Source organism: Stenotrophomonas sp. UBA7606, assembly GCF_002477705.1.
Classification (GTDB): domain Bacteria; phylum Pseudomonadota; class Gammaproteobacteria; order Xanthomonadales; family Xanthomonadaceae; genus Stenotrophomonas.
In genome coordinates, this window is record NZ_DLJW01000002.1 from 62,959 (window position 1) to 76,367 (window position 13,409).

The following is a 13,409-nucleotide window of genomic DNA, read 5'->3' on the forward strand; positions in this document are numbered from 1 at the left end:
TGCGGATGTTAGACTCCGCATCCCCTGTATGGCCGTGCCCGCAATGAAAGCCAGCCTGTTCCGTCTCGGCATCAACCTGTGGCCCCCCTTTCTGTTCACGGGCATCCACGTCACCGATATCAGCGCCGACTACCGCTACGTCCGGGTCGAGCTGCGGCAACGTCCCTGGAACGTGAACTACGTGCGCACCCACTTTGGTGGCAGCCTGTTCGCCATGACCGATCCGTTCTGGATGCTGTGCCTGCTGCACAACATGGGCAGCCGCTACTTCGTCTGGGACAAGGCCGGCAGCATCGACTTCCTCAAGCCCGGGCGCGGCGTGGTGTGGACCGAGTTCCGCCTGGACGACGCCACCCTGGCCGAAGTGCGCGCGGCCACAGCCAACGGCGACAAGTACCTGCACTGGTTCCAGAATGACGTAGTCGACGCCAGCGGCGAAGTGGTGGCGCGGGTGCGCAAGCAGGTCTATGTGCGCCTGAAGCCCGACGCGCGCAAGCCGGGCTGATTGCTGCTGCGGCGCCTCAGTCCGGCAAGCGGCTGGCCGGTAACGGCAAGCTCAACCATTCGTTGCTGCCGGGCCTGCCGTACAGGGCCACCTGCAGGCGCTGGCCCTGCGCATCCAGCTGCAATGGCCGCGCCTGCCCACGCAGGTCGGCGGGCATCGCCTGCAGCGCGTCGGCAGCCGGACCTTGCTGGTACCCGCGCAGCCACAGCAGCGCTTCGGCCGCACGCAGGCTGGCGCCCGCATCCTGCAGCCGTGTCGTATAAGCGACGTAGGCCGGGCCTGCGATATCGCCAAGAATGCAGCCAACCGCATTGGCAGCACACTCCAGCCGCCACAGCGACTGCGGCGACGGAACTGGCCAGCGCACGGGTTGATCGGCTGCCAACGCATGCGCTGCGGCTGGCAGGCAAGCCCCCTGCAGGCGCTCGGCTGTCGCCGCGCGGAACTTGCGCGCATCCCACACCAGGAACGCCAGCGGATGTTCTTGATCCAGGTTGGCACTGCTGACCAGTTGGAACTCGCCGCGCATGGCCGTACACATGCTCAGCGCGTCGGCAGCCGGTCGGCTGAACACGCCATTGCAGGCCGGGGGCAACGGCTGATCCAAGGGTAGCTCGGCCAGCACTTCAGCCAACAGGCGGACATTGCCGCGGACCATGCCCGCGCCCAGCATCGCCGGCACCAAGCCATCACTGCGCGACATCAACATCCGGCCGGTGCGGGTGTCGCTGCAGATCCCAGCCAGGGCGGCGTCGCTGTGTCCCTGCACATGGGCCAGCGCATGGGCGGCAGCCGACCGTTGCAGCAGGGTCCAACGCGGCAGCGGCGCGCGCGCGTCGGCGACAAAAGGGCTTTGATAGTGGTCGTATCGGGACAGCGCGGCGATACGCGCCAGCAACGCCTGTTGCGACTGCAGCGACTGCGCCAGCGCATCCGGTGCGGCGCGCACCTGCGGCAGGCATTCGCCGCCACCCCAACTGCAGATCACGTCCATGTCGGCTACGTGGGGGTAACGCCCCAGCGCGGCACGCGGCACCTGCTCCAGCAGGCCGCCATCGGCGGCGGCATCGCCCAGCGGCGTGCGTGCAGCGGCGGCGATCCGCCGCCCGTCCTCGGCAATCAGGGCAGCCCGCGCCGAATCCGGCACGTCGTCGAAGTCCAGCAGCCATATCGCATCAAAGGCGTTGGCACCCTCGAAGTGCGGTGGCTGCTCCATCAATGCCAACGCCTGCTGTCGCGCCTTGGGCACCGGCATCCAGTGCGACACCAGCCACAACAGCACCATTGCCGCCAGCACCAGCAGGGCGGCTGTCACGATCCATCGCAGCACCTTCAACACAGCGTTCCCTCGGCATGCCGTCACAACTGAACGATGGCAGCTTAACCGGCGCCTGCATCCCGCTACAATTTGCCCATGTCGCCCGAAGCCGTTTCCCCCACCCCCCGCCCCTCCCTGCAACGTCTTTTCCTCACCGGCCTGCTGACCCTGCTGCCGATCTGGTTGACCTGGGTTGTCGTCAAATTCGTGTTCGTGCTGCTGTCGGGCATCAGCAGCCCGTTGGTGGTGCCGCTGTCCGAACGCATCGCCGCCTCCTTTCCCGGTTACCTGGGCTGGGTCAAGGCAGTGTGGATGCAGGACATCATCGCCCTGCTGGCCACCTTGCTGGTCATCCTGCTGGTGGGCTTTCTCAGCCGTCGGGTGATTGGCCAGCAGCTGCTGCGCTGGTTTGGTGCGGTGATCCGCCGCATTCCCCTGGCCAGCATCATCTATGACAGCGCCAAGAAGCTGCTGGACATCCTGCAGACCAAGCCCGGCAGTACCCAGCGCGTGGTGCTGATCGACTTCCCCCACCGGGACATGAAATCCATCGGTCTGGTCACACGGGTGATCCGCGAACAGGGCACCGGCCGCGAGCTGGCGGCGGTCTACGTCCCGACCACCCCCAACCCGACCTCCGGTTACCTGGAGATCGTGCCGGTGGAGCTGCTCACCCCCACCGACTGGACCGTGGACCAGGCCATGAGCTTCATCATCTCCGGCGGGGCCGTGGCCCCGGAGACCGTGCCGTTCACCCGCGCCGGCGATCGTTGAGCCCGTGTCCCGGCCGCTTGCGGGCCCGGGACAAGCCTGCTGGCGTGGCTGCGGCGGTCTAACTGGCGGCTGACTCCGGCGTGCACCGCCCGCCGCCCCCCCCCATTCACCTGCCACCGCGCCTAGCCGTATCCGCCGTTATCGGGCAAGCTCCCCCGCTGATGTATTTGCGGAACACCTGATGTCTCACAGCTCGCTGCGCCTGCTTGCGCTGGCCATTGCCTCGATCCTGACCCTGTCGGCCGCCGCGCCGGCCGATGCTGCCAAGAAGAAGAGCCAACGCTCCGCCAGCGCGCAGAGCCGCGCCACTCCGGCCCGCGCACGCCCTGCAGCCCGCCCGGCCGCGCGCCGGCCGGCGCCGGCGCCCTTGCCGATCAAGCAGGACAACCCCGCCAAGCTCAATCGCATCTACGACGAATACTGGGATGCCTCGATGCGGCTCAATCCGCTGCAGGCCACGTTCCAGGGGGATGCCCGTTACAACGACCAGTTGCCGAATTTCCTGTCGGCCGCCTCGCGCCAGCAATCCCATGACTTCATGGTCGAGTGGCTGGGCAAGGTGGAAGCTGTCGGCCCGACCGGCCTGCAGGGCCAAGACCTGCTGAGCTACGAGATCTTCGTGCGTGACGCGCGCGTATCGCTGGCCGGCGAGCAGTACCCGACCTGGATGCTGCCGATCAACCAGTACTACAACCTGTCCAGCATCATTGCCGTGCTCGGTTCCGGTGCCGGTGCGCAGCCGTTCCGCACGGTCAAGGATTACGAGAACTGGTCCAGGCGCTCATTGGGCATCCCTACCCTGTTCGACCAGGCCATCGCCAACATGCGCCAGGGCATGGCCGCTGGCGTGGTGCAACCTCGCGCGTTGATGGAAAAGGTGCTGCCGCAGCTGGATGCGGTGATCAAGCCCAGCGCCGAGGAAACCCTGTTCTGGGGGCCGATCAGGAACCTGCCAGCTGATTTCTCCGAAGAGGACAAGGCCCGCCTGACCGCCGAATACAAGCGCATGATCGAGTACCGGATCATTCCGGCCTACCGCTCGCTGCGCGGCTTCATCGCCACCGAATACATGGCTGCCGCACGCACCACCGATGGCATGGGCGCACTGCCCAATGGCCAGGCCTGGTACGCCCACAATGTGGCCACCAGCACCACCCCTGACCGCACCCCCGCCGAGATCCACGCCCTGGGCGAGCAGGAGGTAAAGGACCTGCAGGCGCGCATCACCGCGCTGATGAAACAGGCCAGGATCCGTGGCTCGATGCAGAAGGCATTCACCACGATGCGCAGCGACCGCCAGTTCACTTTCCGCGATCCCGACGCCCTGCTGGCCCAATACACCAGCGTCGGACAGCGGGTGCAGGCGGTGGTACCCACCCTGTTCAACGAGCAGCCCAAGGCCAAGCTGGAGATCAAGGCGGTGGAACCGGAGCGTGCGGCCACCACCAGCGCTGCCAGCTACCAACCAGGCAGCGCCGACGGCCAGCAGCCCGGCGTGCTCTACATCAACACCGGCGACCTGCCCTCGCGCAAACGCTGGTCGGTGACCATGCAATATCTGCATGAAGCCATCCCTGGCCACCACTACCAGCTCGGCGCGCAACAGGAACTCACCGCCTTGCCCCGCTTCCGTCGCCTGGGTGGTGACGTGGCCTTCGTCGAAGGCTGGGGCCTGTATGCCGAATCGCTGGGGCAGGAACTTGGCCTGTATTCCGACCCCTATGATCAGTTGGGCTACCTGCAGACGACCTTGTTGCGGACCGTGCGCCTGGTGGCCGACACCGGCCTCAATGCCGCTGGCTGGAGCCGCCAGCAGGCCATCGACTACATGGTAGCCAATGCCGACATCCCGGCTGCCGATGCGGCTGCCGAAGTTGAGCGCTTCATGGCCTTGCCCGGGCAGACGCTGGCCTACCGCGTCGGCGAGATCAAGATCCGCCTGCTGCGCGACAAGGCCAAGGCGGAGCTCGGCGAACGCTTCGATCCGCGCGAATTCCATCACGAAATCCTCAAGGACGGGTCCATGCCGCTGGACATCCTTGAGGCCAAGGTCGACCGTTGGATCGCCAGCAAGAAAGCCTGACCACCCGCCAAGGAGCCACCATGCAGCGCTGGACATCCCGACTTGCCCTGATGTGCGTGTTCGCGTGTTCCAGCATTGCCGCAGCCGCTCCACCGGCTGCGCCGGACGCTGGCGTGGACGCCTTGATGCAGCGCTATGACGGCCAGGTGCCCGGCGCCTCGGTGCTGGTGCTCAAGGATGGCCAGCCCGCCTTCCGTCGCGGCTACGGGCTGGCCGTAGTGGAGGACGGCACCCCGGTTACCCCGGCCAGCAACTTCCGCCTGGCCTCGGTGAGCAAGCAGTTCACCGCCGCGGCCATCCTGCTGCTGGTCGAGGACGGCAAGCTGGGCATCGATGACCCGCTGAAGAAATGGCTGCCCAGCCTGCCTGCGGTGGCCGACACGATGACCCTGCGCCAGCTGCTCAGCCACAGCAGCGGCCTGCTCGACTACGAAGACCTGATGGACCCGGCCGACACCCGCCAGGTCCATGACGCCGACGTGCTTGCGCTGCTGGAAAAACAGAACCGCAGCTACTTCACACCCGGCACGGACTACCGTTACAGCAACAGTGGTTATGCTTTGCTGGCACTGGTGGTGGGCAAGGCCTCGGGCAGCGATTTCGCCAGCTTCCTGCGCCAGCGCATCTTCCTGCCGCTGGGCATGACCAACACCTTCGCCCACCAGGATGGCGTGGACGAAGTGCCCCACCGCGCCTATGGCTACAGCCAGATCGAAGGCCGCTGGCAGCGCACCGACCAGAGCACCACCAGTGCCGTGCTCGGCGATGGCGGCATCTACTCCTCCATCGACGATCTCGCCAAATGGGACGCAGCGCTGTACGACGAGCGCCTGCTGAAGGCCGCGTCGCTGAAGCAGGCCTTCAGCCCGGCAACGAAAACCACCGAACCCGATGTGCCGTTCTATGGCTTCGGCTGGCGCATCAACGGCGATGCGCTGTGGCATAGCGGCGAGAGCATCGGCTTCCGCAATGTGATCGTGCGCTATCCCAAACAACAGCTGACGGTGATCGTGCTGAGCAACCGCAACGAGCCCGAACCCTATCCGCTGGCCATCGACATCGCCCGCCGCTGGCTGGATGCGGCGCGATGAGGCTGCTCGGCATCCACCATGTGGCGGTGATCGCCTCGGATTACGCGCGCTCGCGCGACTTCTACGTGCGCATCCTCGGGCTGGCGGTCATTGCCGAAAATTACCGCGACGCGCGTGACTCCTGGAAGCTGGACCTGCGCCTGCCCGATGACAGCCAATTGGAATTGTTCTCCTTCCCGAACCCTCCCGCACGCCCCAGCCGCCCGGAAGCCTGCGGCCTGCGCCACCTGGCATTCCGCGTAACCGACTTGGACGCGATGGTCGCCCACCTGCAGCGCGAAGGCGTGGCCTGCGAGCCGATACGCGTGGACGAATTCACCGGCAGCCGCTTCACCTTCTTCGCCGACCCCGACGACCTGCCGCTGGAACTCTACGAGATCCAAACCCGGTAGTGCCGAGCCATGCTCGGCAGGGGCTTTCCTGGCAACACATCCGCGTCTCAGATTGTGGGAGCGGCGTAAGCCGCGAAGCCAAAGCAAGATCAGAAGCGATGGAGCCAACCCCTCCCCAACCCTCCCCTACGCCTTCGGCGCAAGGGAGGGAGCGTAGGACCATGCTCGGCAGGGGCTTTCCTGGCAACACATCCGCGTCTCAGATTGTGGGAGCGGCGTAAGCCGCGAAGCCAAAGCAAGATCAACAGCGATAGAGCCAACCCCTCCCCAACCCTCCCCTACGCCTACGGCGCAAGGGAGGGAGCGTAGGACCATGCTCGGCAGGGGCTTTCCCGGCAACACATCAGCGCCTCAGATTGCGGAGCGGCGTAAGCCGCGACGCCACTGCAACACCGGAAGCGATAGAACTTACCCCTCCCCAACCCTCCCCTTGGCCTCCGGCCAAAGGGAGGGCGCAACAAGTCACATTCCGCCCCTGGCCACGTCCCTGGTCCTAATGACTTCCGGCGCATTGTCGCCGGCCCGGCCGTGGCGGAAGGTTGCGGTCATCATCCAAGGAGAGGTTGGGTTCCCATGCTGCAGATCCGTGGTCTGTCGAAAACCTACGCCAATGGCGTACACGCACTGAAAAATGTCGATCTCGACATTCCCCGCGGCATGTTCGGCCTGCTCGGTCCCAATGGCGCCGGCAAGTCCTCCTTGATGCGCACCCTGGCCACCCTGCAGGAGGCCGATTCCGGCAGCGCCACCTTGGCCACCGCCGATGGAGCCAGCATCGACGTGCTGCGCGACAAGGATGCGTTGCGCCGCAAACTCGGCTACCTGCCGCAGGATTTCGGCGTCTACCCCAAGGTCAGCGCACTCGACCTGCTCGACCATTTCGCGGTGCTCAAGGGCCTGACGGCGCGCAAACAGCGCAAGGAAGTGGTCGAAGCCCTGCTGCAGCAGGTCAATTTGTGGGACGCACGCAAGCGCAAGCTCGGCACCTATTCCGGTGGCATGCGTCAGCGCTTCGGTATTGCCCAGGCCCTGCTCGGAAACCCACAGTTGGTGATCGTCGACGAACCGACCGCCGGCCTGGACCCGGAAGAACGCAACCGTTTCCTCAACCTGTTGGCCGAGATCGGCGAGAACGTGGCGGTGATCCTGTCCACGCACATCGTCGAGGACGTCACCGACCTGTGCCCGACCATGGCCATCATGAACAAGGGTGAGGTGCTGCTGACCGGGCGCCCTGCAGATGCCATCAATGCATTGCAGTCGCAGGTCTGGCGCAAGCAGGTGGCCAAGGCCGCGCTGCCTGATTACGAAAGCCGTTTCACCGTACTGTCGACCCGACTGGTGGGTGGCCACCCGGTGATCCACGTATTCGCCGACACCCCCCCTGAAGCAGGCTTCGAACCGGTAGCACCGGGCCTGGAGGACGTCTACTTCCAGCGCCTGCGCCTGCAGGCGCAGGCCGCCTGACGGAGACGACCATGACCCTCGCCTTCCTGCACTTCGAGCTGCGCGAGCAGCTGCGTTCCCCCTTGTTGTGGCTGCTTGCGGTGCTGTTTGCCCTGCTCGCCTTCGGTGCCGCCTCCAGCGACGCTGTCCAGATCGGCGGTGGCATCGGCAACGTGCACCGCAATGCACCGTCGGTGATCGCCAGCTTCATGACCTCCTTCACCCTGATCGGGTTGCTGGTGGTCACCTTGTTCGTCAGCAATGCCTTGTTGCGCGACTTCGAACTGGGCACTTCCGAGCTGGTGTTCTCCAGCCCGATCAAGCGCCGCGACTACCTGCTTGGGCGGCTTGGCGCAGCGCTGCTGGCCAGCCTGCTGATGTACGTGATCATCGGCATCGGGTTGTTCATCGCCCAGTTCATGCCGTGGATCGATGCGGCACGGCTGGGGCCGGTATCACTACGGCCTTATCTGTGGTCGTTCGCGTTCATGGTGCTGCCGAACGTGCTGTTCACCACCGCCCTGCTGTCCGTGCTGGCGGTTACCACCCGCAACATCCTGTGGGTCTATATCGGCGTCATTGTGTTTTTCGTGCTGTACGGCGTCAGCCGCGCCCTGCTGGCCGACATCGACAACATGCGCATTGCCTCGCTGCTCGATCCACTGGGCATGCGTGCGATGAGCCATGCAACGCGCTACTGGTCGGCCGAGGAGCGCAACACCGGCCTGCCTGCGTTCACCGGTTACCTGCTGGAGAACCGCGTATTGTGGCTGGCGGTGACCGGCGCGTTGTTCACCGCGACGTTCGCCCTGTTCCGCACCGAGCGCAGCGGCACCGGCCGCAAGCGGGGCAGGAAGGTGGCCAGCGTCGCCACCATCGACAGCAAGCGTAGCAATGTCATTGCCCCCAAGGTCACGCCGGACTTCAACGCTGCCACTGGTTGGCGACAGCTGCTGCGCCAGGTCGGGTTCGATGCGCTGGGCGTGTTCCGCAGTGCGCCGTTCCTGGTGTTGCTGGTGTTGGGCATGGCCAACTTCATTCCCAGCGCCCTCCACCGTCAGACCGTATACGGCACGCCCAGCTGGCCGGTGACCTCGCAGATGCTGGAGGCCTTGCAGGGCAGCTTCAGCTTCCTGCTGATTATCATCGTGCTGTTCTATGCCGGCGAGCTGGTGTGGCGTGAACGCAGCGTGCGCGTCGCCGGCATCAGCGACGCCATGCCGGTGCCGAACTGGGTGCCGCTGCTGGGCAAGTTCCTCACCCTGATCGCGGTGGTGTTCGCGTTCCAGGCCGTCGGCGGGCTTACCGCCATCGCCATCCAGCTGAGCAAGGGCTACACCCAGATCGAGCCGCTGCTGTACTTCAAGACACTCGCGCTGGACTCGGTGGTCTACATCCTGATGGGCGGCATGGCGCTGGTGCTGCAGGTACTGAGCAACAACAAGTTCATGGGCTATGCGCTGCTGATCCTGTTGCTGATCGGGCAATCGGTGCTGGGCATGCTCGACTACACCCAGAACCTGTACAACTTCGGCAGCTGGCCGATCGCCCCGTATTCGGACATGAATGGTTACGGTCACTTCCTGACCGGGCAGCTGGCCTTCCAGGGCTACTGGACGCTGTTCCTGCTGGTATTGCTGCTGCTGTGCGCGGCCTTGTGGGTGCGCGGCGTGGACTCCGGCTGGCGGCAGCGCCTGCGATTGGCAAAACAGCGCCTGCGCGGCCCACTGGGTGCAGGTCTGGCAGCTGCCTCGCTGGCCTTCATCGCCTGCGGCGGTTGGCTGTACTGGAGCACCAACATCCGCAATGAATTTGTCTCACCGGACCAGCAGCTCGACCTCCAGGCCCGCTATGAGCGCGACTACCGCAAGTACAAGGACCTGCCGCAGCCGCGCATCATCGCCATCGACAACAACGTCGACCTGCACCCGGAAACCCAGTCCGTGCGCATCGACGGCGTCTACCGCGTACGCAACACCCATGCGACCGCCATCCCCGACATCCATGTCACGATGGGCGATGACAAGACCCTGGCCAGCATCGAGATGGGCGGCGCCAAACTGACCACCCACGATGAGGAGCTGGGCTACCGCATCTACCACCTGGACGCACCGATGGCGCCGGGCGAGGAACGCGACATCCGCTTCACCGTCGACATCCATCCCAACGGCATCACCTCCGACCAGGCACAGACCCGGATCGTCGACAACGGCAGCTTCTTCAACAGCCGTGTACTGCCGGCCTTTGGCTATGACAGCGGCGCGGAGATCAGCGACCGCAACGAGCGCCGCAAGCGTGACCTCGGCGAACCAACACGCATGCCCAAGCTGGAGGATGAAGCCGCACGGGCCAATACCTACATCTCCAACGATTCGGACTGGCTGGATTTCCGCAGCACCGTCTGCACCGCACCGGACCAGATCGCCTTGGCACCGGGCTACCTGCAGAAGGAATTTGAACGCGATGGCCGCCGCTGTTTCAGCTACGCCATGGATCGGCCGATGCTGAACTTCTACGCCTATCTGTCGGCACGCTGGACAGTGAAGAAGGCCACGTACAAAGACATCCCGATCGAGATCTATTACGACGCCAAGCATCCGTACAACGTGGATCGGATGATCGAAGGCGTGCAGAAGTCACTGTCCTATTACGAAGCCAACTTCAGCCCGTACCAGCACAAGCAGGTGCGTATCATCGAGTTCCCGGGCTACCAGTCGTTCGCACAGAGTTTTGCCAACACCATCCCGTACTCGGAGTCGATCGGTTTCATCGCCGACCTGCGCGACAAGGATGATGTCGACTATGTGTTCTACGTCACCGCGCACGAAGTGGCACATCAATGGTGGGCGCACCAGGTGATCGGCGCCAACGTGCAGGGCGCCACCGTACTGTCCGAATCGCTGTCGCAATACTCAGCGTTGATGGTGATGGAGAAGGAATACGGACGCGGCCACATGCGCCAGTTCCTGAAGGATGAACTGGACAGGTATCTTTCTGGCCGCGGTGGCGAAGATGTCGAAGAACTGCCGCTGTATCGGGTGGAGAACCAGCAGTACATCCATTACCAGAAGGGTTCGCTGGTGTTCTATCGCCTGCGCGAGGAGATGGGCGAGGACGCGTTGAACCGCGCCCTGTCCCGCTTCATCCAAGCCAAGGCCTTCCAGCAACCGCCGTACACCACCTCGGCCGAACTGCTGGAGTTCATCCGCGCAGAAGCCAAGCCCGAGCAGCAGGGGCTGATCACCGACCTGTTCGAGAAGATCAGCTTCTACGACAACCGCGTGGTCGAAGCCAACGCCAGGAAACGAGCGGACGGCCGCTACGACGTGACCCTGCAACTGCACGCCGACAAGCGTTATGCCGACGGCATGGGCAAGGAGACCGCAGGCACGCTGAACGACTGGATCGAAGTCGGCGTGTTCGCCAAGGGGGCTTCCGGCAAGGAACGCGATGAAAAAGTGCTGTACCTGCAGCGCCACCACATCACCGTAGCGGCGCCCAGCATCACCGTCACCGTGGACCAGAAACCCGACGAAGCCGGTTTCGACCCGTACAACAAGCTTATCGACAGGGTATCGGCTGACAACCGCAAACGGGTCACGGTGCAGTAGGCAAGATGCGAGCGATACACGGCTTTAGCCCCTCTCCCGCTCGCGGGAGAGGGGTTGGGGTGAGGGCAGCTTCTGAGGCATTGCCGGGAAAGCCCCCTGCCGAGCATGGCTCGGCACTACAAGCCCCTCTCCCGCGCGGGAGAGGGGTTAGGGTGAGGGCAGCTGTTGCGGCATTGCCGGGAAAGCCCCTGCCGAGCATGGCTCGGCACTACAAGCCCCTCTCCCGCCTGCGGGAGAGGGGTTGGGGTGAGGGCAGCTGTTGCGGCACTGCCGGGAAAGCTCCTGCCGAGCATGGCTCGGCACTACAAGCCCCTCTCCCGCGCGGGAGAGGGGCTGGGGTGAGGGCAGCTGTTGCGGCATTGCCGGGAAAGCCCCTGCCGAGCATGGCTCGGCACTACAGGGCTGCAAAATCTGCTGCACTGCGGATTCCGTACGGGACCGAATGCGGTTACATTCGGCCCGTAACAGCGCCGCCGGCAGCTGACCAAACCCACCCTGGGAGGGGACACATGCGTACGACTTTCAAGACCCTGCTGCTGGCCCTGCCGCTGCTGGCCGCCGGCTTCTCCGCCAGCGCCAGTGACAGCCCCGCCGGCCGCTGGCGCACCATCGACGACGAAACCGGCCGGGTGAAGTCCATCGTCGAGATCAGCCAGGCCGCCAACGGCACGCTCAGCGGCAAGGTGCTGCAGGTACTGCAGTCCGACCAGGGCCCGCACCCGGTCTGCAACAAGTGTGAAGGCGCCAACAAGGGCAAGCCGATCGAAGGCATGACCATCCTCTGGAACCTGCGCCCGGACGGCACCAACAAATGGGCCAACGGCACCATCCTGGACCCGGCCAAGGGCAAGACCTACAGCTCCAAGGTCGCGCTGGTGGACAACGGCCGCAAGCTGGACGTGTCCGGCTGCATCGCCTTCATCTGCCGCACCCAGACCTGGCAGCGCGACCCGTAAGCCGCTCAAAGCCCCTCTCCCACCGGGAGAGGGGTTGGGGTGAGGGTAAGGCACAAACTTGCTATTCGTTCCGTCAGGTCGCCTTGGGGCCCGTACCCTCATCCGCCCCTTCGGGGCACCTTCTCCCGCAGGGAGAAGGGAATCAGCAGCCCCGGCCTCCCGGGGCCGCTTCTTTCCGGCCATGCGATAATCCCCGGTCCCCTGCCGCAAACCATCGCCATGACCCGCAACGCCCTAGTCACCAATGCCCTGCCTTACGCCAACGGCCCGCTGCACCTCGGCCACCTGGTGGGTTACATCCAAGCCGATATCTGGGTGCGTGCGCGGCGAATGATGGGTGAAAAGGTCTGGTACGTCTGCGCCGATGACACCCACGGCACGCCGATCATGCTGGCCGCGGAGAAGGCCGGGGTAACCCCGGAAACCTTCATCGCCAACATCCAGGCCGGCCATGAGCGCGATTTCGCTGCCTTTGGCGTGGATTTCGACCATTACGACTCGACCAACTCGGCGACCAACCGCGAGCTGACCGAGGCGCTGTACGCCAAACTCGACGCCGCCGGCCATATCAGCCGTCGCTCGGTGGCGCAGTTCTACGACCCGGCCAAGGGCATGTTCCTGCCCGACCGCTACATCAAGGGCACCTGCCCGAACTGCAAATCGCCCGACCAGTACGGCGACAACTGCGAAGTCTGTGGCGCCACCTACGGCCCCACCGACCTGATCGAACCGAAGTCGGTGGTGTCCGGCGCCACCCCGGAAATGCGTGATTCGGAGCATTACTTCTTCGAAGTCGGCCGTTTCCAGGAGTTCCTGCGCGAATGGCTGGCCGGCGACGTGGCCCTGCCCGGCGTGAAGGCCAAGCTCGCCGAGTGGCTGGATGCCGAGGGCGGCCTGCGCGCGTGGGACATCTCGCGTGACGCGCCTTACTTCGGTTTCGAGATCCCCGGCGCACCGGGCAAGTACTTCTACGTGTGGCTGGATGCGCCGATCGGTTACCTGTCCAGCTTCAAGAACCTGTGTGCCAGGACCGGCGAGGACTTCGACGCCGTGCTCGCCGCCGACAGCAACACCGAACTGCACCACTTCCTCGGCAAGGACATCGTCAACTTCCACGGCTTGTTCTGGCCGGCGGTGTTGAAGGGCAGCGGCCTGCGCACGCCGACCAAGCTGCACGTCAACGGCTACCTGACCGTGGACGGCGCCAAGATGAGCAAGTCGCGCGGCACCTTC

At 64.8% G+C, this 13,409-nt stretch carries 10 protein-coding genes; 9 read left to right on the top strand and 1 reads right to left on the bottom strand.

Annotation, left to right across the window (positions count from 1 at the left end; all coding sequences use genetic code 11):
* Positions 1 to 43: 43 nt before the first annotated feature.
* Complete coding sequence (locus B2527_RS00390) at positions 44 to 505, top strand: DUF4442 domain-containing protein (protein WP_293705403.1); 462 nt, start codon at positions 44 to 46, stop codon at positions 503 to 505.
* A gap of 16 nt (positions 506 to 521) precedes the next feature.
* Here the strand turns inward: B2527_RS00390 and B2527_RS00395 are convergent, their stop codons facing one another.
* The gene (locus B2527_RS00395) at positions 522 to 1,841 is read right to left on the bottom strand and encodes a hypothetical protein (protein ID WP_293705404.1); all 1,320 of its coding nucleotides are present in this window, start codon (positions 1,839 to 1,841) and stop codon (positions 522 to 524) included.
* Between the two features lie 78 nt (positions 1,842 to 1,919).
* Here B2527_RS00395 and B2527_RS00400 point away from each other — a divergent pair, with 78 nt between their 5' ends.
* The 8 genes from B2527_RS00400 to metG all read left to right on the top strand — a co-directional run.
* Positions 1,920 to 2,597, top strand: coding sequence for a DUF502 domain-containing protein (locus B2527_RS00400; RefSeq protein WP_293705405.1), 678 nt, complete (start codon positions 1,920 to 1,922; stop codon positions 2,595 to 2,597).
* A gap of 181 nt (positions 2,598 to 2,778) precedes the next feature.
* The gene (locus B2527_RS00405; protein ID WP_293705406.1) at positions 2,779 to 4,680 is read left to right on the top strand and encodes a DUF885 domain-containing protein; all 1,902 of its coding nucleotides are present in this window, start codon (positions 2,779 to 2,781) and stop codon (positions 4,678 to 4,680) included.
* A gap of 20 nt (positions 4,681 to 4,700) precedes the next feature.
* Positions 4,701 to 5,771 (top strand): serine hydrolase domain-containing protein, encoded by a 1,071-nt coding sequence (locus tag B2527_RS00410; protein WP_414716945.1) that lies wholly within the window; start codon positions 4,701 to 4,703, stop codon positions 5,769 to 5,771.
* Positions 5,768 to 6,163 (top strand): VOC family protein, encoded by a 396-nt coding sequence (locus tag B2527_RS00415; protein ID WP_293705407.1) that lies wholly within the window; start codon positions 5,768 to 5,770, stop codon positions 6,161 to 6,163. The genes B2527_RS00410 and B2527_RS00415 overlap by 4 nt, the downstream gene beginning before the upstream one ends.
* A gap of 573 nt (positions 6,164 to 6,736) precedes the next feature.
* Complete coding sequence (locus B2527_RS00420) at positions 6,737 to 7,630, top strand: ABC transporter ATP-binding protein (RefSeq protein ID WP_293705408.1); 894 nt, start codon at positions 6,737 to 6,739, stop codon at positions 7,628 to 7,630.
* A gap of 11 nt (positions 7,631 to 7,641) precedes the next feature.
* The gene (locus B2527_RS00425) at positions 7,642 to 11,220 is read left to right on the top strand and encodes an ABC transporter permease/M1 family aminopeptidase (protein ID WP_293705409.1); all 3,579 of its coding nucleotides are present in this window, start codon (positions 7,642 to 7,644) and stop codon (positions 11,218 to 11,220) included.
* Between the two features lie 509 nt (positions 11,221 to 11,729).
* Positions 11,730 to 12,176, top strand: a complete 447-nt coding sequence (locus B2527_RS00430) for a DUF2147 domain-containing protein (protein WP_293705410.1) — start codon at positions 11,730 to 11,732, stop codon at positions 12,174 to 12,176.
* A gap of 219 nt (positions 12,177 to 12,395) precedes the next feature.
* A partial coding sequence (gene metG, locus B2527_RS00435; protein WP_293705411.1) for a methionine--tRNA ligase occupies positions 12,396 to 13,409 on the top strand: 1,014 nt, incomplete at its 3' end.